The organism is Chitinophaga rupis, from assembly GCF_900109685.1.
GTDB lineage: Bacteria > Bacteroidota > Bacteroidia > Chitinophagales > Chitinophagaceae > Chitinophaga > Chitinophaga rupis.
Map to the genome: position 1 here is coordinate 75417 of NZ_FOBB01000001.1, position 23493 is coordinate 98909.

The following is a 23493-nucleotide window of genomic DNA, read 5'->3' on the forward strand; positions in this document are numbered from 1 at the left end:
GGATATACGGCTGGCAGCCTGTATCTTTGTGGTATGAAAAGTATCTGGCAGCAAATATTACGATACCTGTATATTGGCAAAAAAGATCCCGGGGCGCCTAAAACCCGTTATGTGGCTATGATGCACGGCATGAACCGGATATCCATTTTACTGTTCCTGATCGCGCTGATTATTATGCTGATAAAGCTGATAAGACGATGAACAATGTGCACATCTGCACCTTATTTTTCCCCTTCTTTAACAATGATCTCAGCTGCCAGGCGGGAGGCGTTGCGTTCTCCCAGGCGGCTCCATAAAGCGGCATAATCTGCCTGCATCTGCTGCCGGGTTTGTTCATCCTTCAACAGCAGGGTCAGGGCTTTCAGCAGGTTCTCTTCCGTTAGCTCGTTCTGGATCAATTCTTTTACTACCGGCTTATCCATGACCAGGTTCACCAGCGAAATGTATTTTACCTTAATGAGGCGTTTTGCAAAAAAGTATGAGATGGCGCTGCCTTTGTAACATACTACTTCAGGTACCCCAAACAGGGCGGTTTCCAGGGTAGCGGTACCGGAGGTGACCAGCGCAGCCTGTGCCTGCCGCAGCAAAGCATAGGTTTGATTTTTTACGGTGGTTACATTTGGATGCTGACCTATGAGCCCTTGTATAAACTCATCGTCCAGGCTGGGGGCCTGGGCTATTACAAACTGGTATTCCGGAAAATATTTGGCCATAGTAAGCATAATAGGCAGCTTAATGCTCACCTCCTGCTTACGGCTGCCGGGCAATATGGCTATGATAGGTTTGTCTGAAAAAGATATTGCTGCCGGTTTTGCTTTTTCTGTTTTGATCACCTCTACCAGCGGATGGCCTACAAACTCCACTTCGTACTGCCATTTCCGGTAAAAATCCTGTTCAAAGGGCAGTATCACCACCATTTTATCTACACACTCCTTTATCTTTTTCACCCGGCTTTCCTTCCAGGCCCATACCTGGGGCGATATATAGTAAACGATCTTATAACCCTCTTTTTTAGCCCATTCTGCAATGCGCAGGTTAAAACCTGGGTAGTCAATAAGCACCAGCACATCCGGCTGAAAGGCTTTGATATCTTCCTTGCAGCGGTCCATATTACGGAAAATGGTACGCAGGTTCATGGCCACTTCCACAAAACCCATGAAAGCCAGATCGCGGTAATGTTTTACTACATGGCCGCCGGCCTGCTGCATCAGGTCGCCGCCCCAGCAACGTATATCCGCTGCCGTATCCAGCTGTTTCATTTGCCGGATCAGGTTACTGCCATGCAGGTCGCCGGAGGCTTCGCCGGCTATGAGGTAATATTTCATGGAGCAAAAGTAGAGAAATAGGCTGAATGCTTAATGCATAATGCTTAACGCTGATTGTGTTTTGCGGTGGGCCTGGCGTAATAGGCCTTTGCGTTAAGCATTACGCGTTCCGCGTTAAGCATTTTATCCGTGAACTAACTTTAACAGCAGGATAGTGATGGCGTACAGCATGGTTACCAGGAAAATACCTTTGGCGGTAATATCCCTTCTGTTGCGGGTGTACAGGTAAAAAACCAGGCCATTCAGCAACAGGCAAATACTGATTACTTTGGGGATCATTTGCCGGTTGGTGCTGAGGATGGTAATAAATTCACTCAGCCCTATATGCTGCTTAAAAAGTATGAGCAGGTAATACAAGAAGAAACCAACAATAGGTGTTAGTAAGCCCAGCATAATGCCCAGGGGTAAATTGTCTTTCTTGAACATAACATAATTCATATGACGATATGCTAATGTGCTTTACAACTTCCACGTTTTTTCCATCTCCTCTTTCATCCGGTAATGCGTCAGGTCAAACTGCACGGGTACCAGTGAAGCATAGTTATTTTCCAGCGCCCATACATCTGTATCTTCTCCGGGATCCATATTTTTGAACTCACCGGTAAGCCAGTAATATTTTTTACCGTGCGGGTCGCGGCGCTCATCAAATGCTTCCACATACTTGGCGTTGGCCTGCCGGCATATCTTAATACCTTTGAACTCGAGGGTATCTGCTATCACCGGTATATTAACGTTAAACAGGGTGTTGGGTGATACGTCGCTTTCCAGCAATTTTTTTGTTACATCATACGCTACCTGCTTGCTGAGTGTAAAATCAGCTGCAAAGCTGTAGTCCAGGTATGAGAAGCCAATGGAGGGAATGCCTTCAATAGCAGCCTCCATAGCGGCCGACATGGTGCCGGAGTAAATAATATTGATGGAGTGATTGGCGCCATGATTAATGCCGCTTACGCAAATGTCCGGCTTACGGTGCAGTATTTTGTCGCGGGCCAGCTTTACACAATCTACCGGGGTACCGGAACATTGCCAGGCCTCTATTCCTTCAAACTGATCCACCTGGTTCAGGCGTAAAGGTACCCCAATGGTAATGGCGTGTCCCTTGCCTGATTGCGGGCTGTCCGGCGCTACCACCACTACTTTACCCAGCGGGCGTACGGCGTCTATTAATGCGTGTATGCCCGGCGCTGTTATGCCATCATCGTTGGTGACCAGTATGATCTTTTCGTCTGTTTCCACGTTCCGCTTTTTTACTTGTTACAAATTTAGTATGTATTATCACATTTTATGTTAATAATCTGTTTTCAGCATTCTTCTGAAAACCAGGAAGATCATTAACCCAATGTACAAACATAACATCAGCAGATATACTCCATCATCATAATGGTCTGCATTGTTCAGCAGCTTCCCAATTACCGGGAAGGGTATCAGCTCATCGCCTGTTTGCAGGGGCAGCAAGCCGCCTATTTCACCAAAATTACGTTTAAGCACTAATACCAGCACCTGTTCCACGATCATAATATAACACAGGTACAGCACAATGGCCAGGCCGGAGCGCCGTACCAGCACGGCTATCAATGTGGCAATGCCCAGTGATAACAGCACCTGCAGCAGGTAATAGAAGAGGTATTCAAAATTCTCAAAGCTTAGCGGGTGGGTGCCATAGGCCAACCCCAGGACCAGCGCAGTAATAACAGTGGTTAAAAAAGCCAGCACACTCAGGGCAAGCCACCAGAAAAGCTTTGCCATTACAAACTCGCGCCGCTCCCATCCGTCAATAATATTCTGGCGGTGGGTTTTATAGGTAAATTCATTGGTGACCAATATGATCATTGGAATGGCAAACAGCGCAGTCATGTAACTGTTCACATTTGCAATGCTTTGCCAGATCAACGGAAAGTCATAAGGCGCTACCGCAATCAGCTCTTTGGTTTTACTCACGATCTGGCTGGTGATCTCTGCGGCAATATAATTGCCTGCCGGGATAATGGCCACCGCCAGGCCTACCATCACCCAAAAGGCGCGGTAGGGCTTTATTTTCAGCCATTCAGTACGTATCAGATGCAGCATGTACGTTTAGTTGTTGGTGATTTGCAGGAAAGCTTTTTCGAGGCTTTGTTTGCGTGTATACAGATGGTTGAGCCACAGGCCCTGATCGGCACACCAGGCATTCAGCGTGGCCGGGTCTACCGGTTGTTTGAACACCACCTGTAAATGTTCCTGGCTGGAAATAATATGATCAAAGGCAGGATGCTGGCTAATGACAGACATCAGCTTTGTATTATCGTTACAGGACAGCTCCACAAAATCTTCCCGCACCAGCACCTGGTTCACCGGGCCGGATAACAACAACTTTCCTTTTTGCAGGATGGCCACATGGGTGCATACCTTTTCCACTTCATCCAGCAGGTGGCTGGCCAGTATAATGGTTTTACCCGTTTGCGCCAGCTGCAGGATCAGCTGCCTAACTTCTGCAATACCGGCGGGATCCAGGCCATTGGTTGGCTCATCCAGTATCAGCACTTCCGGATCACCCAGCATGGCGGCCGCAATAGCCAGCCGCTGTTTCATACCCAGGGAGTATGTTTTGAAACGGGAGTGCTGCCGGGCGGTTAAGCCTGCAATGTCTAATACACGGGGTATATCCTGCCCGGACTGTTGTTTAATGGAGGCGGCTACCTGCAGGTTCTGATAGGCCGACAGGTAGTGGTAAAAGTTGGGCGTTTCCAGCAAGGTACCTATACGCTGCCGCTGGCGGGCCGTGGGCGGCACATCCAGCAAGGTGAAAGTACCGGTATCTGCTTTTAAAACATCGGTAACAATACCCAGCAACGTCGTTTTGCCGCTACCGTTAGGTCCCAGGATACCAAACACGGCGCCTTTGGGCACTTCAAAGCTAATGCCGGACAGTGCCTGTATAGCCCCATATCGTTTGGAAATGTTCTGAAGAGAGAGAATTGGCATGAAGGGGATTTACGATTTTAGATTTACGATCTTAGATCTGATAGCAGCATATCTCCCGCACCCTCAATCTAAAGATCGTAAATCTAAGATCTAATTAATTTCTGATCGGTTTACCGGTTTTGATAACACTTTGCAGGCGTTCCAGTGTTTTACGTTCAGCAGCCAGGCTTAAAAAGGCCTCCCGCTCCAGATCCAGCAGGTATTGCTCACTTACCAGGGAGGTTTCGCTCAGGTCGCCCCCGCACATTACATAAGCCAGCTTCGCGCCTATTTTAGCATCATGCGCTGAAATATATTTCCCTACCTGCATAGCATTAATGCCTGCCAGCAAAGCGCCCAGCGCCGTACGGCCCAGCACTTTCACGTCTTTTCTTTCCTGCGGGCGGGTATATCCTTCATCCGCCAGCGTGATCACACTGCGCTTGGCATCGGCGATCAGGCGGCTCAGGTTCATGGTAATTTCATCCTTACCGGGGCGCAGAATGCCAAGGTCATAGGCTTCATGCGCGGCAGTGGCCACTTTAGCCATGGCTACGGTCATAAAGCGGTCTTTTAAAGGCTCTTCCTCAATACGGCCTTCTTTAAACTCATCACTGGCGCGTACAGCCATTTCTTTGGTGCCGCCGCCACCGGGAATTAAACCTACTCCCAACTCTACCAGGCCTATGTAGGTTTCTGCAGCTGCCTGCACCTTATCTGCATGCAGGCACATTTCACAACCTCCGCCCAGGGTAAGCGCATGAGGCGCCAGCACTACCGGCACAGATGAATAACGGATACGCATAGTGGTTTTCTGGAACAGGCGCACGGCCATATCCAGCTCATCATACTCCTGCTCTGCCGCCAGCATAAAGATCATACCTACATTAGCGCCAGCGGAAAAATTAGTACCGTCATTACCGATCACCAGCCCGCGAAAATCTTTTTCTGCACGGTCTATGGCTTTGTTCACGCCTTCCAGCACCTCACCGCCAATGGTGTTCATCTTGGTTTTCCAGTCCAGCCCTACTACCCCATCGCCCAGGTCATACAGATTGCAGGCGCTGTTCTTCCACACGATGTTATTACTCAGGTTTTCGAGTATGATAAAGGTATCGGCCCCCGGCACCAGCTTGTAGGCCTGAGTGACTACCTCGTAATAATATTTTTTGCCGTTCTCTACTTTGTAAAAAGATTTGATGCCTTTAGCCAGCATATCTTTCACCCAGGCGGCCGGTGCAAAACCTTTTTCCTCCATAGCCTTTACCGTGGCTTCCACACCCAGCAGGTCCCAGGTTTCAAAGGCGCCTATTTCCCAGCCAAAACCGGCTTTCATGGCATCATCCACCTTGTAAATATCATCTGCTATCTCGGGAATACGGTGAGAGATATACGAAAACAGCTGTGCATGGAATAACTGGTAGAACTGGCCGGCTTTATCTGTAGCAGCGTTCAGCATACGAATGCGCTGCTTCAGGTCCTCTATGGGTTTGGCGGCTTCTATGCTGCCAAACTTAGGCCGCTGTTTAGGGCCGTATTCCATGGTTTGCAGGTTCAGCGTAAGGATCTCCTTACCGCCTTCCCCTTTCGTTTTTTTATAAAAACCCTGACCGGTTTTATCGCCCAGCCAATTGTTCTCCACAACTTTTTGCAGGAAAGGCGGGATCTCAAAGATCTTACGCGCTTCATCCTGCGGACAGTTATCAGCCACACCTTTCGCTACTTTTACCAACGTATCAATACCTACTACATCAGCGGTACGGAAGGTGGCGGATTTAGGGCGGCCTATTACCGGGCCGGTGAGCACATCTATTTCATCAATGCTTAGCCCCATCTCCTGCATAATGTGGAAGATGGCCATGATAGAGAACACGCCTATCCTGTTAGCTATGAATGCCGGTGTATCTTTACACAGTACGGTGGTTTTACCTAAATACAGGTCCCCGTAATGCATGAGGAAATCTATCACTTCCGGATCGGTATGCGGGGTGGGAATGATCTCCAGCAAACGCAGGTACCGCGGGGGATTGAAGAAGTGTGTACCGCAGAAATATTTTTTGAAATCATCACTCCGGCCTTCTGTCATTAAATGAATAGGAATACCGGATGTGTTGGAGGTGATGAAGGTGCCGGGCTTGCGGTATTTTTCAACCTGTTCAAATACGGAACGTTTAATGTCCAGGTTTTCTACTACTACTTCTATTACCCAATCGCAATCGGCTATGCGGGGCATATCATCTGTAAAGTTGCCGGTTTGAATGCGTTTTACCACATCTTTTGTAAATACCGGTGAAGGGTTTGATTTGAGTACGGATTGCAGGGCTTCATTTACAATACGGTTTTTCACAACGGGGCTGTCCAGGGTTAACTTTTTAGCCTGTTCGGCTGCGTTGGGTTCTTTCGGGGCAATGTCCAGTAATAACACCTGCACCCCAATGCCGGCAAAGTGGCAGGCAATACGGGAACCCATTACACCGGAACCAAGGACGGCAATTTTATTAATGTGTCTTTTCATCAGTTAATATATTTTTAAAGGCCTGATGCAGTCGCCTGCGGCTCGTGTCATAGTGCCGATAGCCTTTATCGATAAAAACGTTGTTTCTTTATTTTGATCCTTGAATTTAGGACTTTTTGTAGTACGGAGTACAAAGGGAAGGGTTTTTCTAGTGTATCTTTTAGTGGGGATGCTATCAGTATGTTAGCGGTTCGCGGTAGGTATGGCGTATGCGTAATATTCTTATTTCATGTGGGCCTGTATAATAGGCGATCCGAAGTCGCTGACATTCAAAGGCACGGTAGTTTCCGTCATTATTCAGCTTGTACTTATCCGGGGGATATATTTCCGGGTGACCGGATAACCTACCTATTCTCTCCAATATCTCTGCTCTTACCTTTTCTGCATTTTGTACAGAATCTTCACTAATGTACTCAATAGCTGCATTAAACTGTTGAAAGGCAACCTTACCCCAGACAATATTCCTATTTGCCACCCATCCAGTTTTTGGACATGGCTGTTACCTGTTCATGTGTATAAAACTCACCGGCGTCTATACCATCCATAGCTGCTGCTATTTCCTGGTTGTATTGTTCTATACCCACACGGCCTACCTCATCTTTCAGTGCTACGTAATGCTTAGCTACACTTAAAAGCGATTCTTTTTCAATACTTGTCAGCCGCAACCAGTATTTCATAAATTCACTATCCAATGAAGGCGCTCCCATAAATAACAATTTCTACGAATCTACACTAAAAAAAGCAATGCACAAAGCCCGCCAGAATACTCAATCCTGCTGACTTTGTGCATGCATTATCCTCTTAAAATTATATCAGCTTACACCACTCCCCGGGCTCACCATTTCTGCCGGGTTCACAAACACCAGCTTCCCGTTATCCTCTGCCATCAGGATCATGCCCTGGCTTTCAATACCTCTCATTTTACGGGGGGCCAGGTTGGCTACCAGCGTTACCTGCTTGCCTACAATATCCTCCGGTTTAAAGTGCATGGCAATACCGGAAACGACTGTACGTTTTTCCGTACCAAGATCCACTAACAGCTTTAACAGCTTATCGGCCTTCTCTACTTTTTCTGCCTGTATAATAGTTCCTACACGCAGATCCAGCTTGGCGAAATCATCGAACTGGATCTCTGCTTTGGGCGGCGCTGCAGGTGCAGGCGGCGGTGTGGCAGGCGTAGTAACAGCAGCCGACTTCTTCAAACCTGCATGCAGCTTATCTACCTGTGCTTTCACCTGCTCATCTTCCACCTTTTTGAACAACAGCTCCGGCGGACGCAAACTATAACCCACACTCACCAGCTTCAGGCTGCCTGCATTTTCCCATTCCAGCATACGGTCCACCACTTTCAGCATGTGGCAGATCTTTTTAGCCGTGAACGGCAAAAAGGGATTACTGAAAATAGCCAGGTTGGCGGTGAGCTGCAGGCACAGGTGCAAACAGTTGTCTATCAGCTTTTGATTTTCCGCCTGCAGTTCCGGCGTTTTAGCCAGGATCCAGGGTTGTTTTTCCTGTAAGTAACGGTTGCCTTCACGGGCTGTGTTCATCATTTCCTGCAGGGCATCCCGGAAGCGGAAATTCTCCAGCGCATCTTCTATTTTCTGTTTGGCTTCCTGCAATGCGTTCATTAACGCATCATCCTTTGCATCTTTTACATCGGCATGGAAAGCAGGCACCTTACCATTGCACAATTTGTGCATCAGCACCATGGTGCGGTTAATGAAGTTGCCGAAAATAGCTACCAGCTCGTTGTTATTGCGGTCCTGGAAATCTTTCCAGGTGAAATCATTATCCTTTGTTTCCGGTGCAGTGCTGCATAATACATAGCGCAGCACATCCTGCTGATCCGGGAAATCCTTCACGTACTCATGTACCCACACGGCCCAGTTGCGGGAGGTGGATACTTTTTCGCCCTCAATATTCAGGAACTCGTTGGCAGGTACATTTTCCGGCACTACAAAACCGCCGTGGGCCTTTAACATGGCCGGGAAAATAATACAGTGGAACACGATGTTATCCTTCCCTATGAAGTGTACCAGCTTGGTATCGTCCTTACACCAGTAATCGGCCCAGTTAGGCGTCAGCTCTTTGGTGGCGGAAATGTACCCAATAGGCGCATCAAACCATACGTATAGTACCTTGCCTTCTGCATCAGGCAGCGGCACTTTAATGCCCCAGTTGCTGTCACGCGTCATGGCGCGGCTTTGCAAACCGTTATCCAGCCAGCTTTTACATTGGCCGTATACGTTATTCTTCCACTCTTTATGGCCTTCCAGCAGCCATTCCCTTAACCAGGGCTCATAGTCCTGCAGGGGCATGTACCAGTGTTTGGTCTTCTTTTTCACGGGCACGGCATCGCTCAGGGCAGAGCGAGGGTTGATGAGCTCTTCCGGGCTCAGGGAAGTACCGCAGCGTTCACACTGATCACCATAGGCCCGGTCATTGCCGCAAACGGGGCAGGTGCCCACAATATAGCGGTCGGCCAGGAACATTTGTTTAACCTCATCAAAATACTGCTCACTTTCTTTTTCTTCAAAGCGGCCGTCGTTATACATTTTCAGGAAAAAGGCGGCTGCAGTTTCATGATGCACCTGGCGCGAGGTACGGGAGAAAATATCAAAGGATATTCCCATCTCCGCAAAACTTTCGTTGATGATCTTATAATACTTATCTACAATATCCTGAGGGGTTACGTTCTCCTGCATGGCTTTGATGGTAATGGGCACGCCATGTTCATCTGTGCCGCCAATGAACTTTACATCGGCTTTTTTTGCACGCAGGTAACGGACATAAATATCCGCAGGTAAATAACAACCGGCCAGGTGACCAATGTGTACCGGTCCGTTAGCATAGGGTAACGCAGCTGTTATTAAATATCTATTAAATTTTGCCATATCCGTTTAAACAATACTTAAATGTTTGAAGGTTTGTTTGTTTTCTGGTTTATTGATTTATTTTGGACTGAAGTTTTTGGTGGAACTGTTTTCCAAAACATACCTCCTGCTTTTATGAGGGAAGCGTAAACCGGCAAACCAGTCCGCAAAGGTAAATAAAGCGCATTAGAATGATGAAAATTCCCCCTTATCTGAAGAAAGGCGATCTTATAGGCATTACCTGCAGCAGCAGTAAAATGGAGCTGGCTGCGGCAGAATATGCGGCCAATGTGATTAATTCCTGGGGCTACCAGGTGCACCTGGGCATTACCGTAGGCACCAGCTTCCATAATTTTTCCGCCCCGGACGAGCTACGGCTGGAAGAGCTACAGGGTATGCTGGACGACCCGGAAATAAAAGCAATTATATTTGGCCGTGGTGGCTATGGAATGATCTGCCTGCTGGATAAGCTGGATTTTACCCGCTTCCGCAAACATCCCAAGTGGCTATGCGGTTACAGCGATATTACTACCCTGCACACCCACGTACAACACCGGTATGGCATCGCCACCCTGCATTCCCTGATGTGCAGCGGCATTACGGAAGCCACTGCAGAAAACGTGTATGTGGACAGCCTGCACCAGGCGTTGCGCGGCAAAGCCTATAAATATGCAGCAGCCCCGCATGAGTTGAACCGGCCCGGGGAAGCAAGTGGCGTGCTGGTAGGTGGTAATTTGTCATTGCTTGCCAACCTGTCAGGCACCAGATCACAAATTGACACCAAAGGCAAGATCCTGCTGCTGGAAGATATCAGCGAGTACCGCTACAATGTGGACCGCATGATGTACAACCTGAAACGCGCCGGCTGGCTGGATAAGCTGGCAGGCCTGGTAGTAGGCGCTTTTGTAGATGGTAAGGAAACCACTACCCCCTTTGGGCAGAACGAATTTGAGATCATCCAGAATATCGTAAAAGATTACAAATACCCAGTGTGCTACGGCTTCCCCTCCGGCCACCAGGTGGAGAATTATGCCCTGCGGCTGGGCACAAAGCACCAGCTTAAGGTAGGCGCTAAAGGAAGTATACTTTATACAGCTAAATAATTAATAATGGATAATTAATGATTAACAATAGTGGTCGCAGGCATTTCAATGTAAAGCCTGCCCTCATGATTATTAATTATTAATTTTTCATTGTTAATTATACCCCTGACATGGACTTCACTAGGGATTCACTAGGGAAAAACATGGGATCCAGTAGGGAAAGACATGAGAAACTCATGAGAAAGACATGGGAAAAACCACTAATCCTCCACATCGGGCACAATCTCCAGCCCGTAATCTTCAGCTGTTAAAATACCCGCAGCTTTTGTTTGGGCGATCAGATCTCTATCCGGTGTAAGGTGATGGCTCCTGAACTGGTTGTGCAGGTAATCCATGCTATATAGCTTATTCACCAGGCCATCCGGTACAGCTACCAGGTATTTTAGTATCTCATTCACCATCAGCAAACCGGTAGCGCCGTGGGTAACGCCCATGGCCCCTGCGTCAAAATTGCGGTAGGTTTCCGTAAGCGCGGCACTGCAGCGGTAAGAGGCAGAGGGTGCGCCATCCGGCTGCGGAATGTTATATCCAGCCCACCAGGACACCCAGTTATGCACCTCCCCTATTACAAACGGTTTTTCATGCAGCACACAGGCATCATTCACCACCAGGTGAGTAGGCAGGTGCTGGGAGCAGTCAATTACCAGGTCCATTTCAGTGATCAGCTGCACCACATTTTCCGGTTTTATCTGCACCAGCAAAGGATAATGTTTGGTGAAGGGGTTAGTAGCCCATAAACGGCTGGATGCCATTTTAGCTTTATGCTTACGCAGGTCCTGCATCTGGTAAATGGGCTGGCGGTGCATATCCTCATCTGTGATCACACCATAATCTGCAATGCCTATTACGCCAATGCCACTTGCGCTGAGATATTGTATCACCGGGCATCCCAGGCCACCGGCCCCTATTACTAATACCCTGGATGTTTTGAGCTTTTCCTGCATAGCCAGTCCCATACCAGGTACGGCTATAGGATGCCGGAAGTGTTGTATTTCTTTCTCTGTTAATGCCATGCTATAGGTCAATTACGAATTGTCAATTACGAAATGCGAGCATTCATGAATGCCGCTGAAAGTAATTGTGATATGAATAATTACGAATGAATGCGGAACGCTGAATGCTAAAGGCCCTTCTTAGAATAAAACACAGGCAGCGTTAAGCGTCCGGCGTTACGCATTCAGCATTTTACAGCTTATTCCTGTGGGAATTCCAAAGTGAATTTACTGCCCTTACCCAAAGCGCTATCTACTTTTATTTTGCCTTTATGAGCATCCACAATGGCTTTTACGTAGCTGAGGCCCAGGCCAAAACCTTTTACGTTATGCACGTTACCGGTATGGGCGCGGTAAAATTTTTCAAAGATACGCGAAATCGTATCCCGGCTCATGCCAATGCCGTTATCGGAAATGGTGATCACAATGCTTTTGCGGGTGTTATAGGTGCTGATCATTACTTCCAGGTGTTGCTTGGAGTATTTGATGGCGTTATCCAGCAGGTTAAAGATCACGTTGGAAAAATGCACATCATCTGCTTTAATGATAGGGTTGATGGCATCCAGCCGCAGCTCCACCCGCCCGTTCTTGGAAGCCATTTGCAGCTGCAGGTTATCCACGGTATGCTGTATCACCTCATGTACATCCAGCACCTGCAGGTTCAGGCCTATTTCGTTCTTTTCCAGCAGGGCAGATTGCAGGATGCTTTCCACCTGTTTATTCATGCGCTTATTTTCCTCTTTAATGATGCCGGAGAAGTACTGGATCTTTTCCTTATTATCCATCACCTTATGGTTGCCAATGGCGTCTATTGCCAGGGAAATGGTAGCCAGCGGGGTTTTCAGCTCATGCGTCATGTTATTGATGAAGTCTGATTTTATTTCCGATAGCTTTTTCTGGTTCAGCAAGGTTCGGATGGTAAGGGCAAAGGCCGTGACAATGATCAGTGTAAACAGTACGCAACCAACTATCACCCATCCCAGCCAGCGCAGGATAGAGAGGTTATTGTTGGGGAATATTATATACAACAGTTCGGTGCGGTCCGTCAACAGATCGAGGCTGCTGACCAGGGGAACGCTTTGTATGGAATAGTCCAGCGTATCCTTATTGGCCAGGTTCATATGATCAGAAAAATGCGCCGACTGCAGTTTTACAACAATCTTGTCGTTGCTTAAGCTGCTCCTGCCCACAATGCCGAAGTCAATATCCGTATCCAGCTTTTGCTTATGTAATATACTGTCTATCAATTGCTCCACTTCGTCGGTGGTAAAGCGGTCGCTTACGTCTACGGTTATATTACTCAGCTCATATTTTTCCAGGGTAAAGCTGTTATCCGCCCCTTTGCTCAGGGCAGTGCCTCCCATTTTAAACCGGATGGGCGGGGCCTGGCGGCGCACCATTTCATCGCGCACATTCATCAGTACATTGAGGAAACGCTGCTCCATCTGCTCTTTGCGCAGAATGGCCGCATTGCGTATCCAGCTAACCTGTATTACAATAATGCCCAGCAGAGACAAGGTGATAAGCACAACGATGATCGGAAATGTTTTCTTTAACGGTAGCATGTATTTTGTAAAAACTTAAATAAGCAAGTATCTGATTTGTAACTTTCTAAGATAACATTAAGTGTCTTAAATTCTGTCAAAAACAATCATTGCTATAGCAACAATAATACAAAATTAGAGCACGTAACCCGTTCAGCAGCTTAATTTTAACAAAAGACTATCACTTTAACGTAATTTTAACTGCGTACCGCTGCATTTTTTATTGCTTCTTTACTTACCTTTGCTGTATAAACTGGTATCAAATTTGTAAAGTAGATACCAGAGACAAAATTGAATAATTAAACTTTCTACATACATCGACGTGGATTTCGTTCCATAAGCGATTTAGATTTTGGTTGATAAAATGGTAAGGAGGCTTTCTAGCCTCCTTTTTTTATTATAGCTATTTCATTTCCAATCAAAATTGGTTAAATTTATTTTAGTGATCAAAATTGTTGCGTATGGTGTCCCTTGCTCCCGGAATATTACTCATAGCTGATCCCTTTCTGAAAGATCCGAACTTTGCGCGCACCGTGGTATTACTTTGTGAACACCAGGATAAGGGCAGTTTTGGTTTTGTGATCAATAAGCTGTTTGATCAAACGCTGGATGAGCTGGTGCCGGAAGTGCTGGTGCCTAACATTCCCGTGTTCTTTGGCGGCCCGGTGCAAATGGATACGATCCATTTTGTGCACCAGCAGCCGGAGCTTATAGACGGCGGTTTTGAGATCATTCCCGGCATTTACTGGGGCGGCCGTTTTGAGAATGTAGTATCGCTGCTGAATGAAGGCCGGCTGGATCTGAGCAGGATCAAGTTCTTTATCGGTTATAGCGGCTGGAGCAGCGGGCAGCTGGTGAATGAGTTCAATGAAAAATCCTGGATCTTATCTGAAAGCGATACGGCGCTTATTTTTGATGAAAAGGAACAGAACATCTGGCAGCAATCGCTGAAGAATTTAGGGAACAATTTTGCCATAATGGCCAACTTCCCTATTGACCCATCTTTGAATTAAAAATATTGCTTTATAAAAGGCGCTTATCCCGTTGTGGCGTGGCCGCAACGGGATTTTATTTTCCTGCAGAGATTAAACCTTACAGGCATACTTTAACCACTATACGTTTAGGAAAATGAAAAAATAATTGTCAACTTTATAAGGATAAACATTTGCTGATCCCGTTGTGAAAGTCATTGTATGATCACCCGTTGCTCCCAGATAAGACCATTTCCTATTCCCGTTGTAACTTACAGGCAGCATAAGGTACACTCATCAACCAGGCTATTTATCACTATCAAAAATATTGTGCTGGTAACAGCATGCCAATTATGGTACTACAGTTATTAGTGACTGTTTGAGATTGCATTGGCACACGAAAATCTTCCGTTGTAGCCATCCTATGACATAACCGCAAAGGCCGGGTTTTCCCGGCCTTTTTCATGCATAAAAAGCCTTACAGCACGCGTAGGTTTGCTGATAAAAGCTGGTCAGGTGAAAACAACCTCGTTTGCGCCGCTGAGGGATCAGCCCAATACATCCGGCCCTAAGAACTCTGCCGGTTTTACTTTCAGCAGATCACAAATTTCAAACAGGCGATGAATGGTAAGCGGGGTTTTACCATTCTCCAAACGGCTATATGCATTTTGAGAAATATTCAGCATAAAAGCCATATACTCCTGCGAGTATTCCTTTTTTCGGCGCAGTGAACGAAGCTTTTGGATAACACGCATTATGTAGGTGTGTGTAATGGTATTTTGATCCATATGAGAGGGTTGCTATGTAAAAGACGGATATGATCAGGATTATGTTAACATAGGAGTACTAACTATCACCCCTATACGGCAAACAGCAACGTTTAGCCATGCGGGTGATCACTCGTTTTCTCCAGGTATAAACCAGGTCACGTGGGTAAGTTAAGTGTAAGGACATGGTACATCAGTTTATCAAACAAACAATTGCATTTAATGCATACTATGGAGTGTGTGTCTTTATGGTCTAATGGTTTAACAGGAATAGCTATAAAATAGTTTAGAGAGCCTCTTCTATTAAGTTAAATAATTCTGTACGCTTGAATTCTTAATGACTTGTTAATGAATTGTTAAGCGAAGATACGTTTTTAAGCATAAACGTAACCGGTTAAGCTGCAATGGAAATGAAGCATTTACGCTTTTTATTTGCGTAAGCACGCAACAGCGCTTCCCTGTCAAATCCAGCTAAAACAATACAGGCCTGATCTTCAAGCGAATAGGAATACGGTGAGCGCTGCTAAAAAAGATTTACGTAAGTAGCCTTTTTGGTGATCTGGCAACAATAGGGATCAGGAAGGTTCATAGTGTGGTCGCTTTCAATCACTTTCGTAAACTTGCGGCTGCTGCATTATTACAGTTCCGGCTGCTTTCATCTGCTGGCAAGGCTCCTGGCGGGTGAGGCCGGTGTATTTTTACACATCAATCTGTTAATAAAATTTTTGATTTTTTTTTCTGTGCCTATGCTTTGAAGTCCAATGGTTAACGTGCCGCCCTTTGTTCTCCCTAACAAAAATGACTAAACGGAGTGAGAATATTCAAAACAATTTAAATATCTTGCTAATGTAAAATGGATACGGTAGGATCAACCACGGAGCGCGATGCATTTTAACCCATTTTTCAACTGTGAGAGCAGGAGCAACGAAAGCATTGATACCGAATAGCTAAACCTATGAAAACGATAACGGTAGGTCTCTTTTAGGCCAGCTTGCATCGGATAATATATAAAAAAAAACACCCAAAAACTTATTGAAGATACACTTGTACTTCTGTAACGGCAGCCACCGTTCAGCGGCGCTTAAATATATTCATTTTCATAGGAATAGGGTTATATGCCTGCTGCATGGTAGTTATGTAATGTAATTATCATAATCGGCAATAACCTGCTCGTTGAATAACCCGGCCAGTATTCCTACTGCGCTTTTAACGGGGTCTTCTTAGATTGGAATAGTTAGGACAAAAACAAAGGCCGGGTAATCATACCCGGCCTGTTATTTTATGTGCATCTCTGCTTTTTAGCCAATCAGCGAAGCGCCTTCTACCAGCACAGTTGCTTTATTACGCAGCACTTCCACGAAGCCGCCTTCTATCTGAAAATATTCTGCCTGCACTTTATCTTTCAGCACCTTCATTTTGCCTTTGCCCAAAGCAGCGATCAACGGCGCATGGCGGTTCAGCACTTCAAAAGAGCCATCGATACCCGGCAGCTGCACGCCGTACACTTCTCCGGTGAACAGCTTTCTTTCAGGTGTTAAAACTTCAAGCAACATTATAATTAATAATTAAAAATGAAGAATTAATAATTAAGATGAAGAATGTCACTAATATCACACAGGTATATTAATTATTCATTCTTCATTATTAATTAATTTTTGGCTGCTTCCAGCAGTTTCTTACCTTTTTCAATGGCATCGTCAATAGTACCTACCAGGTTAAAGGCAGCTTCCGGATACTCATCTACTTCACCATCCATGATCATGTTAAAACCGCGGATCGTTTCTTCAATGGGCACCAGTACGCCTTTCAGACCGGTAAACTGTTCTGCCACGTGGAAAGGCTGTGACAGGAAACGTTGTACACGGCGTGCGCGTAATACGGTCAGCTTATCTTCATCACTCAGCTCATCCATACCCAGGATGGCGATGATATCCTGTAACTCTTTATAACGCTGCAGGATCATTTTCACCCTTTGTGCGCAGTTATAGTGTGCTTCACCTACAATGGCAGGTGATAAGATACGGGAAGTAGAATCCAGCGGGCTCACAGCAGGATAAATACCTAAGTCGGAGATCTTACGATCCAGTACGGTAGTAGCATCCAGGTGGGCAAAGGTTGTTGCAGGAGCAGGATCCGTCAAGTCATCCGCAGGTACATATACCGCCTGTACGGAGGTAATAGAACCGTTTTTGGTAGAGGTGATACGTTCCTGCATCAAACCCATTTCTGTAGCCAAAGTAGGCTGGTAACCCACCGCAGAAGGCATACGGCCTAACAGCGCGGATACTTCAGAACCTGCCTGGGTAAAACGGAAGATGTTGTCTACGAAGAAAAGGATATCGCGGCCGCCGCTGGCAGAACCATCTCCGTCACGGAAATATTCTGCAATGGTTAAACCGGACAGGGCCACACGTGCGCGGGCTCCGGGGGGTTCATTCATCTGGCCAAAGATAAAAGTAGCCTGTGAGTTTTTAAGTGCCTCCATATCTACAGCACCCAGCTCCCAGCCACCATGCTCCATGGATTCCTGGAATTTCTCACCATATTTTACGATACCGGCTTCGATCATTTCACGCATCAGATCGTTCCCTTCACGGGTACGCTCACCTACACCGGCAAATACTGATAAACCTTCGTAACCTTTTGCAATGTTGTTGATCAGCTCCTGGATCAATACGGTTTTACCCACACCTGCACCGCCAAACAAACCGATCTTACCACCTTTTGCATAGGGCTCGATCAGGTCAATTACCTTGATACCGGTGTACAGTACTTCTGTATCGGTAGCCAGGTCTTCAAAACGGGGCGGCTGGCGGTGAATGGGGTAACCATTGGAAGCGTCAATATCTCCCAAACCGTCAATTGCTTCACCTACCACATTGAACAAGCGTCCTTTGATCTGGTCGCCAACAGGCATTTTAATAGGAGTGCCCTTATCGGATACGGCCATTCCTCTTACGAAACCATCTGTAGAGTCCATGGCTACACAGCGAACGCTGTCTTCACCCAGGTGCTGCTGCACTTCCAATACTACTTTCTGACCATTTTCACGGGTTACTTCCAGGGCGTTGTAGATTTCGGGTAATTTTCCTTCAAAATGCACGTCCACTACGGGACCGATAATTTGCTTGATCTTACCTGTGTTAGGCATATATTATTGCTATTTATAAATCTTTAAATGAGCGGTTTATAAAATTTGGCGCAAAGGTAATGGTTAAAGGGGTAAAATTCAAATAAACGCCCGGATTCATCGGAGTCAAAATCAAATATATAAATAACCTAATACCAAACCAACTCCTGGTCATCTTATTTATCGCTGTTTGCCTTATTTTCTTCGCTCACTGCACAATATTCACCTGCCAAATTGCGTGTTACACCGTATAAATGTTAAGGTCGTCCTAAAATCCCCTGCCTGACCGTTAAATAGCGTTAAGAAAGTGCCGGTATGGTGCCTCTGGTACGATAATCGCATTATTTGTAATGTACACAACAACCTAAGGAAATGCGTAAGACTTTCCTGATACCTTTAAAAGTATGCGATATGAAAAGCAAGATAAACTTCTATGCTAGCGTAATTATTGCCAGCTTTTTCATTACTACATTAGCCGACAGTTGCGCTACGGCCAGACCACAACAGTACTATGACCAGGGTTATGATCAAAATTATGACCCCGATCCTTACCAGCAGGGAAATGTATCTTTTTCTGCCTTTTATGATGCCTTAAGCCCATATGGACAATGGATGAACTACGGACAATACGGACAGGTATGGGTGCCCAATGCCGGGCGGGACTTTCAGCCCTACTCTACTAACGGGCACTGGGTATATACAGATTATGGCTGGACCTGGATGAGCGACTACCCCTGGGGTTGGGCTCCTTTCCACTATGGCCGCTGGGCCTTTGACAACAATTACGGATGGTTATGGGTGCCTGGTGAAGAATGGGGCCCTGCGTGGGTAAGCTGGCGTAACAGCCCGGATTATTATGGCTGGGCACCGTTAACACCGGGTATGAGCATCGGGGTAAGTATGAACATTCCAACAGCTTACTGGTCATTTGTGCCCTGCGCATATATAAGCAGCCCCAGCATTCATCAGTATTACGTGCCCCGCAGCCGCAACGTTACCATCATTAACAATACTACCGTGATCAATAATGTGCGGGTCGTTAATAATAACCGTTACTACCGTGGCCCTGAAGTACGGGATGTGGAAAGGGTAACGCGCCGGCCTATTACCCCGGTACGGGTAGTGAACAGTGACCGCCCGGGTAGTGGCAGCCTTAGTAATAACCAGATGCGCATTTTCCGCCCGCAGGGTGCAGAGCTGCGCCGCCCGCTGGCTGACAACAATAACCGGGGAAACAATCCTACCAGGATTAACGGGAATAACAACAATAATAACCGGGTCTTTCCTACGCCTGCAACTAATAACAACAATAATGTTACCCAGCCAGGTGCACCGGGCAGAACCCGCCGGATATTCGATAACGATAATGATAACCGGGTGAACCCGCCTGTTAATGTGCCGAATAATAACAATAATCAGCCGGTTAACACCCCGGACCCGAACCGGAATGCGCCCAGGCGTATATTCGACAATAACCGCGGGATTGATAACAACAACATTAATAACCGTCCGGTAACACCCACACCGGCTCCTAATAATCCAGCGCCGAACCGGCCCAGTAATCCAGTTAACAACCCGGCTCCGAACAATAATCCGCCCCGGCGTATATTCAACGAGCCAAGCAACCGCCCGGCAGCTGCTCCTGTAACTGCACCAATGCCAAGGACACAGCCTTCGCCGACTGCACCAAGGCCAGAACCCAGGACAAGTCCGGCGCCGCAACCCAGGAGTTTTCCTGCACCGCAGCCACAACGGAGCATGCCAGCTCCTGCTCCGCGCCCCGAACCGCGTATGCAGCAGCCGTCAGCACCACGTCCTGCACCTGCGCCTGCACCGGCCCCACGCCGTGTTAACGACAACAATGGCGGTGGCGGAGGAAGGATCCAGAGAGGATAAGATGAAATAGGAAGTAAGAAGCAGGAGATTGAAAAGAGGGAAATAAGATATATGAATCACATCATAGTCTTATTTCCCTCTTCTTTTTATTTTTTAAAAATAAATTATTGATCACTTACACACTGAAAAGGATCAGGATTGCCTTCCGGGGCGGGTTTATTAAAGGCCCAGCAAAAGTTCATGGCCTGGCTGGTAATGCTGATCAGCTTTAACTGCACCTTCATGCCTTTGCGGCTGCCGGCAGCATCCACGGCGCGGGTTTCCTTAGCTGGTATATCATTCACCGTATATTGTTCTGTTTTGAATACATCCCCGTTACTGCGCAGGTATTGCACACTTACCACTACATTGTCCAGCGGGTACTCCGTCTGGTTCTTCACGATCACCTGCAGGTTTTTGATACCGCCGAAAAAGCCGGTTTTGTAGTCGCTGGTATTAACGGAAATAAACTGCTTCCAGTTACGGCGGTAATAGGTGCGGCGCTCCACAAACTTACCCTGCACGCGCTGCTGCTGGTCTTTGCGGTCAGCTATCTGCTGGGCGGCCCCACTGGCCAGGTTCAGGCTTTGCCTCAGGTCGCGGTTCTCGTTCAGCAGGCGCTCATTTTGCTGTAATACCTTGCGTACCCGCTGCTGCTGCCGGTAATAGCCCAGGCCCAGGATAATGGCTACAAAAAAAAAGATGATCGTATAAAGAAAAGGTGATGTTTTTTTCATCTGGAATAGTTGTTAATGGTATGGTACCTGTTTTACCGGGCTTATCCTGGCAATTAGAAAAAATGATGCCATTATAAAATTGCTTTATACATCCTTTCCCCGACTTCCTTATTTTTGCTCCCTTATGGAGCTCATCAAAGTAGATAACGAACAAACCGCCCGGCTGTTTATACAGATCCACGTAGACCTTAACAAACATAACTCCCAATGGATCCGTCCGTTGGATAAGGATATTAATTTTGTATTTGACCCGCAGAAGAACAAAACCTTCCGGCACGGGGAATGTGTACGCTGGCTGCTGAAGAACAAGCAGGGACAATGGATTGGCCGGATCGCCGCTTTTGTGAATAATAAATACCGCACTAAAGGTGATGAGCAGCTTACCGGCGGGATCGGTTTTTTTGATTGCGTACATGACCAGGCAGCAGCCAACCTTTTATTTGATACCGCTAAACAATGGCTGCAGGAAAGGGGCATGGGCGCTATGGACGGCCCTATTAACTTTGGTGAGCGTAATAACTGGTGGGGCCTGCTTACAGAGGGTTTTCATGAACCCCTGTACTGTATGAACTATAACCCGCCTTATTACAAAGACCTGTTTGAAACCTACGGTTTCCGGCCTTTCTTTTACCAGATCTGCTTTGCCATAAACGTTGGTGTACAGCTGCAGGAGAAGTTCTATGCCCGCCATGATGCCCTGGATAAAGACCCTGCCTACAAGGCGCAGCATCTGCAAAAAAACAAGCTGGAAAAGTACGCAGAAGATTTTTGCACCATCTATAATAAAGCCTGGGCCGGCCATGACGGCGGCAAAGAGATTACCAAGGCGCAGGCCCTGCAGATCTTTAAGCAAATGAAACCGGTGATGGATGAAAAAGTGGTGTGGTTTGTTTATCACAACAACGAGCCTATTGCCTGCTGGTTAAACCTGCCGGAGCTGAACCAGTTCTTTAAACATATGAACGGCCAATTCGGGTTATGGCAAAAGCTGCAGCTCCTTTGGATGAAGTATACCCGCCAATGCCGCAAATTCACCGGTATTGTGTTTGGCGTTGTTCCGGAGTTCCAGGGCAAGGGGGTGGATGCTTATATGATCGTGGAAGGCGCCAAGCTGATACAGGGGCAGCACCTGTATGAGGATTATGAAATGCAGTGGATCGGTGATTTTAATCCCAAAATGCTCAACATTGGCGAGAACCTGGGCGCTTACCGCAGCCGCCAGCTTACCACTTACCGTTATTTATTTGACCGTACCAAAGAGTTTAAACGGCATCCGCTGGTGTAATGTGGTGATAGGTTAATTCGCCTGCATTCTTGCCCGGGGCAGCTGTTTCAGAATGCTTTTATAAATATCCCTTTCCTTAAAGGGTTTCAGCAGCCAGTCATTGAACCCGGCTTTGCGGAAGGCTTCTTCATCCTGCCGGTCAATATCAGCAGTGAGCACCACGACGGGGACCTTTGCCTTTCTGATGTCTTTATCGGCACGGATGTGCTGTACCACTTCCAGCCCGCTCATTTCCGGCATTTGCAGGTCCAGCAGTATCAGGTCGTAGTTATTGGTCTGGTATAGCTCATAGGCTATAGCGCCATCCCGGGCCATATCAAACCGGCATTTCCAGCGGGTAAGCATTATTTTCAGCAGCAGCAGGTTCATTTCCTGATCGTCAGCTATCAGCACATACAGTCCTTCCAGCTGGTTGCCGGTCATTTGCTCAATATCATGCTGGGTTATAATTACTGTTTGTGCAGGGGTTGCCAGCTCATAAGGGATCCGGCAGCTGAAGCGCGTGCCTTTGCCTACTTCACTCTCCACGCTAATACTGCCACCGTGCAGCTGCACCAGGCGCTGGGTAATAGCCAGCCCCAGGCCCGTACCACCGGGCTTATGGTGGGCGGTACGTACCTGGTAAAACCGTTCAAAAATGCGGGGCAGCACTTCCGGCGGCACACCGGGGCCGGTATCTTCCACAGACAGGTACAATACCCCCTGCTTACCGCTGCTATCCAGCTTAGCGGTTACGGTAACATTCCCGGTTTCAGTGTATTTGATGGCATTGGCCAACAGGTTCACCAGGATCTGTTTCAGGCGGAACACATCGCCCATCACATGCTGCTGCTGATTGCCTGTAAAGGAAAAATGCAGCTGCAGCTGTTTGCTAGTGGCCTGTATACGCAGGGTGTTCGTTACATCTGCCAGGGCCTGGTATAATGTAAAGGGCTGTTTCTGAATGGAGATATAATCGCTGTCCAGCTTTGAAAAATCCAATACATCATTCACCACATCCATCAGCATACCGGCAGATACCTCTACGGCGTGTAACAGCTCCCGCTGGTTTTCCTGTAAAGGAGTATGCGCCAATTGTTCGGTAAAACCTACAATAGAGTTCAGCGGTGAACGTATTTCATGGCTCATATTGGCCAGGAATACGGAGCGGGCTTTGGCGGCATTCAACGCATGCTGTTTTTCTTTCTTAAGCTGTTTATCCTTCCGGTGATAGTCCCACCAGATAACGCCGGTTACTATCGCGGTAAGCTCTAATAATACGATCACCAGCAGCACAACATTCTCCATACCCCTGGTGCGTCCGTTGAAATCGGCGGCAATGGCGGCTTGCCGTGCTTGCATGGCTTGCTTTTGCGCGGCATCATTTGCAGGCATGGCACTATTCTCCAGTTCTAACTGGTGCATAGCCTGCCGTAGTTGGTTCATATTATGACGGT

Annotated in this window: 21 protein-coding genes; 5 read left to right on the top strand and 16 right to left on the bottom strand. The window is 47.1% G+C overall.

Annotation, left to right across the window (positions count from 1 at the left end; genetic code table 11):
• Nucleotides 1-33 precede the first annotated feature (33 nt).
• A complete protein-coding gene (locus BMZ54_RS33090) occupies nt 34-201 on the top strand; it encodes a DUF6728 family protein (protein WP_202909100.1) in 168 nt (55 codons plus the stop codon).
• A 20-nt stretch (nt 202-221) separates the two neighbouring features.
• On the opposite strand, the gene lpxB is transcribed toward BMZ54_RS33090, so the two are convergent.
• The 9 genes from lpxB to metG all read right to left on the bottom strand — a co-directional run bounded on the left by lpxB (nt 222) and on the right by metG (nt 9674).
• The gene (gene lpxB / locus BMZ54_RS00305) at nt 222-1325 is read right to left on the bottom strand and encodes a lipid-A-disaccharide synthase (RefSeq protein ID WP_089906172.1); all 1104 of its coding nucleotides are present in this window, start codon (nt 1323-1325) and stop codon (nt 222-224) included.
• A gap of 123 nt (nt 1326-1448) precedes the next feature.
• Nucleotides 1449-1751, bottom strand: coding sequence for a hypothetical protein (locus BMZ54_RS00310; protein WP_143080865.1), 303 nt, complete (start codon nt 1749-1751; stop codon nt 1449-1451).
• Between the two features lie 33 nt (nt 1752-1784).
• Nucleotides 1785-2561 (bottom strand): 5'/3'-nucleotidase SurE, encoded by a 777-nt coding sequence (surE, locus tag BMZ54_RS00315; RefSeq protein ID WP_089906174.1) that lies wholly within the window; start codon nt 2559-2561, stop codon nt 1785-1787.
• Between the two features lie 51 nt (nt 2562-2612).
• The gene (locus BMZ54_RS00320; protein WP_089906175.1) at nt 2613-3392 is read right to left on the bottom strand and encodes an ABC transporter permease; all 780 of its coding nucleotides are present in this window, start codon (nt 3390-3392) and stop codon (nt 2613-2615) included.
• Nucleotides 3393-3398: 6 nt separating this feature from the next.
• Nucleotides 3399-4286, bottom strand: coding sequence for an ABC transporter ATP-binding protein (locus BMZ54_RS00325; protein ID WP_089906176.1), 888 nt, complete (start codon nt 4284-4286; stop codon nt 3399-3401).
• A gap of 94 nt (nt 4287-4380) precedes the next feature.
• Nucleotides 4381-6780 (bottom strand): 3-hydroxyacyl-CoA dehydrogenase/enoyl-CoA hydratase family protein, encoded by a 2400-nt coding sequence (locus BMZ54_RS00330; protein ID WP_089906177.1) that lies wholly within the window; start codon nt 6778-6780, stop codon nt 4381-4383.
• Nucleotides 6781-6955: 175 nt separating this feature from the next.
• Nucleotides 6956-7255, bottom strand: a complete 300-nt coding sequence (locus BMZ54_RS00335; RefSeq protein WP_238386440.1) for a type II toxin-antitoxin system RelE/ParE family toxin — start codon at nt 7253-7255, stop codon at nt 6956-6958.
• Nucleotides 7245-7487, bottom strand: a complete 243-nt coding sequence (locus tag BMZ54_RS00340; protein ID WP_089906178.1) for a hypothetical protein — start codon at nt 7485-7487, stop codon at nt 7245-7247. Before BMZ54_RS00340 ends, BMZ54_RS00335 begins: the two co-directional genes overlap by 11 nt.
• A 105-nt stretch (nt 7488-7592) precedes the next feature.
• Nucleotides 7593-9674 (bottom strand): methionine--tRNA ligase, encoded by a 2082-nt coding sequence (gene metG / locus BMZ54_RS00345; protein WP_089906179.1) that lies wholly within the window; start codon nt 9672-9674, stop codon nt 7593-7595.
• Nucleotides 9675-9844: 170 nt separating this feature from the next.
• Between metG and BMZ54_RS00350 the strand changes: the two genes are divergently transcribed.
• Entirely contained in the window at nt 9845-10756 is a 912-nt protein-coding gene (locus BMZ54_RS00350; protein WP_238386441.1) for a S66 peptidase family protein, read from the top strand.
• Nucleotides 10757-10956: 200 nt separating this feature from the next.
• Here BMZ54_RS00350 and BMZ54_RS00355 read toward each other — a convergent pair whose 3' ends face one another.
• Complete coding sequence (locus BMZ54_RS00355; RefSeq protein WP_089906180.1) at nt 10957-11769, bottom strand: HesA/MoeB/ThiF family protein; 813 nt, start codon at nt 11767-11769, stop codon at nt 10957-10959.
• Between the two features lie 179 nt (nt 11770-11948).
• Complete coding sequence (locus BMZ54_RS00360; RefSeq protein WP_089906181.1) at nt 11949-13313, bottom strand: sensor histidine kinase; 1365 nt, start codon at nt 13311-13313, stop codon at nt 11949-11951.
• Between the two features lie 440 nt (nt 13314-13753).
• On the opposite strand from BMZ54_RS00360, the gene BMZ54_RS00365 reads away from it, so the two are divergent.
• The gene (locus BMZ54_RS00365; RefSeq protein ID WP_089906182.1) at nt 13754-14305 is read left to right on the top strand and encodes a YqgE/AlgH family protein; all 552 of its coding nucleotides are present in this window, start codon (nt 13754-13756) and stop codon (nt 14303-14305) included.
• A 506-nt stretch (nt 14306-14811) separates the two neighbouring features.
• Here the strand turns inward: BMZ54_RS00365 and BMZ54_RS00370 are convergent.
• From BMZ54_RS00370 to atpD, 3 genes are all read right to left on the bottom strand, one after another.
• On the bottom strand, nt 14812-15018 hold the full coding sequence (locus BMZ54_RS00370) for a helix-turn-helix domain-containing protein (RefSeq protein ID WP_162277439.1): 207 nt from the start codon (nt 15016-15018) through the stop codon (nt 14812-14814).
• 1310 nt (nt 15019-16328) lie between these two features.
• The gene (gene atpC, locus BMZ54_RS00375) at nt 16329-16583 is read right to left on the bottom strand and encodes an ATP synthase F1 subunit epsilon (RefSeq protein WP_089906184.1); all 255 of its coding nucleotides are present in this window, start codon (nt 16581-16583) and stop codon (nt 16329-16331) included.
• Nucleotides 16584-16678: 95 nt separating this feature from the next.
• Nucleotides 16679-18181 carry a F0F1 ATP synthase subunit beta gene (gene atpD, locus BMZ54_RS00380; protein ID WP_089906185.1) on the bottom strand — a complete coding sequence of 501 codons (1503 nt, stop codon included), beginning with the start codon at nt 18179-18181 and terminating at the stop codon, nt 16679-16681.
• A gap of 390 nt (nt 18182-18571) precedes the next feature.
• On the opposite strand from atpD, the gene BMZ54_RS00385 reads away from it, so the two are divergent.
• A complete protein-coding gene (locus BMZ54_RS00385; protein ID WP_089906186.1) occupies nt 18572-20056 on the top strand; it encodes a DUF6600 domain-containing protein in 1485 nt (494 codons plus the stop codon).
• A 104-nt stretch (nt 20057-20160) separates the two neighbouring features.
• On the opposite strand, the gene BMZ54_RS00390 is transcribed toward BMZ54_RS00385, so the two are convergent.
• Nucleotides 20161-20772 carry a hypothetical protein gene (locus tag BMZ54_RS00390; protein ID WP_089906187.1) on the bottom strand — a complete coding sequence of 204 codons (612 nt, stop codon included), beginning with the start codon at nt 20770-20772 and terminating at the stop codon, nt 20161-20163.
• Between the two features lie 124 nt (nt 20773-20896).
• Between BMZ54_RS00390 and BMZ54_RS00395 the strand changes: the two genes are divergently transcribed.
• Nucleotides 20897-22057: a hypothetical protein gene (locus BMZ54_RS00395; protein ID WP_089906188.1), complete on the top strand. Its 1161-nt coding sequence runs from the start codon at nt 20897-20899 to the stop codon at nt 22055-22057.
• Nucleotides 22058-22069: 12 nt separating this feature from the next.
• On the opposite strand, the gene BMZ54_RS00400 is transcribed toward BMZ54_RS00395, so the two are convergent.
• Entirely contained in the window at nt 22070-23461 is a 1392-nt protein-coding gene (locus tag BMZ54_RS00400) for an ATP-binding response regulator (protein ID WP_162277440.1), read from the bottom strand.
• Nucleotides 23462-23493 lie beyond the last annotated feature (32 nt).

Bases quoted from the DNA above. Each gene is read 5' to 3' on its own strand.
- BMZ54_RS33090 (WP_202909100.1), top strand. From the start codon at position 34: ATGAAAAGTATCTGGCAGCAAATATTACGATACCTGTATATTGGCAAA.
- lpxB (WP_089906172.1), bottom strand. From the start codon at position 1,325: ATGAAATATTACCTCATAGCCGGCGAAGCCTCCGGCGACCTGCATGGC.
- BMZ54_RS00310 (WP_143080865.1), bottom strand. From the start codon at position 1,751: ATGTTCAAGAAAGACAATTTACCCCTGGGCATTATGCTGGGCTTACTA.
- BMZ54_RS00320 (WP_089906175.1), bottom strand. From the start codon at position 3,392: ATGCTGCATCTGATACGTACTGAATGGCTGAAAATAAAGCCCTACCGC.
- BMZ54_RS00325 (WP_089906176.1), bottom strand. From the start codon at position 4,286: ATGCCAATTCTCTCTCTTCAGAACATTTCCAAACGATATGGGGCTATA.
- BMZ54_RS00330 (WP_089906177.1), bottom strand. From the start codon at position 6,780: ATGAAAAGACACATTAATAAAATTGCCGTCCTTGGTTCCGGTGTAATG.
- BMZ54_RS00340 (WP_089906178.1), bottom strand. From the start codon at position 7,487: ATGGGAGCGCCTTCATTGGATAGTGAATTTATGAAATACTGGTTGCGG.
- metG (WP_089906179.1), bottom strand. From the start codon at position 9,674: ATGGCAAAATTTAATAGATATTTAATAACAGCTGCGTTACCCTATGCT.
- BMZ54_RS00350 (WP_238386441.1), top strand. From the start codon at position 9,845: ATGATGAAAATTCCCCCTTATCTGAAGAAAGGCGATCTTATAGGCATT.
- BMZ54_RS00355 (WP_089906180.1), bottom strand. From the start codon at position 11,769: ATGGCATTAACAGAGAAAGAAATACAACACTTCCGGCATCCTATAGCC.
- BMZ54_RS00360 (WP_089906181.1), bottom strand. From the start codon at position 13,313: ATGCTACCGTTAAAGAAAACATTTCCGATCATCGTTGTGCTTATCACC.
- BMZ54_RS00365 (WP_089906182.1), top strand. From the start codon at position 13,754: ATGGTGTCCCTTGCTCCCGGAATATTACTCATAGCTGATCCCTTTCTG.
- BMZ54_RS00370 (WP_162277439.1), bottom strand. From the start codon at position 15,018: ATGCGTGTTATCCAAAAGCTTCGTTCACTGCGCCGAAAAAAGGAATAC.
- atpC (WP_089906184.1), bottom strand. From the start codon at position 16,583: ATGTTGCTTGAAGTTTTAACACCTGAAAGAAAGCTGTTCACCGGAGAA.
- atpD (WP_089906185.1), bottom strand. From the start codon at position 18,181: ATGCCTAACACAGGTAAGATCAAGCAAATTATCGGTCCCGTAGTGGAC.
- BMZ54_RS00385 (WP_089906186.1), top strand. From the start codon at position 18,572: ATGAAAAGCAAGATAAACTTCTATGCTAGCGTAATTATTGCCAGCTTT.
- BMZ54_RS00390 (WP_089906187.1), bottom strand. From the start codon at position 20,772: ATGAAAAAAACATCACCTTTTCTTTATACGATCATCTTTTTTTTTGTA.
- BMZ54_RS00395 (WP_089906188.1), top strand. From the start codon at position 20,897: ATGGAGCTCATCAAAGTAGATAACGAACAAACCGCCCGGCTGTTTATA.
- BMZ54_RS00400 (WP_162277440.1), bottom strand. From the start codon at position 23,461: ATGCACCAGTTAGAACTGGAGAATAGTGCCATGCCTGCAAATGATGCC.